Here is a 503-nt window from a genome sequence, read left to right as displayed (position 1 = left end):
GAACCATGTGGGATATAAAGTCAACACTTTTTCTGTCTTATTCAACACCGCAACCAAGTTTTATCTGAACCATGTGGGATATAAAGCTGGATGGTTAAATGCTTCTGTCACGCCTTCTGCAAGTTTTATCTGAACCATGTGGGATATAAAGCTCTTTGGCATTAACCCTTCTTCGAAGGGTGGAGGCGGTTTTATCTGAACCATGTGGGATATAAAGCTTGTAAGATGCTTGCAATTGTTCGAATATCTTTTTGTTTTATCTGAACCATGTGGGATATAAAGTAAAACTTGATGTATCTGCCTCATTCCTAAGAACACCGTTTTATCTGAACCATGTGGGATATAAAGTTGTAAGTGTCGTGAATCATTTTGACCTCCTTTTTGTTTTATCTGAACCATGTGGGATATAAAGGTGTTTTGCTTTTGTCATCGAACACTATCGAAAGAGTTTTATCTGAACCATGTGGGATATAAAGCAGCTCCCGTAAAGGTCTCTCAACAAG

Annotated in this window: 1 protein-coding gene; it reads right to left on the bottom strand. The window is 38.4% G+C overall.

Annotation, left to right across the window (positions count from 1 at the left end; all coding sequences use genetic code 11):
* Positions 1 to 60: 60 nt before the first annotated feature.
* Complete coding sequence (locus N2257_10900; GenBank protein ID MCX7794893.1) at positions 61 to 204, bottom strand: hypothetical protein; 144 nt, start codon at positions 202 to 204, stop codon at positions 61 to 63.
* Positions 205 to 503 lie beyond the last annotated feature (299 nt).

The organism is Thermodesulfovibrionales bacterium (assembly GCA_026417875.1).
In the GTDB taxonomy this organism is placed as follows: domain Bacteria; phylum Nitrospirota; class Thermodesulfovibrionia; order Thermodesulfovibrionales; family CALJEL01; genus CALJEL01.
Note: the sequence above shows the minus strand (reverse complement) of the source record. Positions and strands in the feature narration are given on the sequence as shown.

What these genes read in the sequence shown, in the direction of transcription:
- N2257_10900 (MCX7794893.1), bottom strand. Translation starts at nt 204, where the DNA reads ATGGTTCAGATAAAACCGCCTCCACCCTTCGAAGAAGGGTTAATGCCA.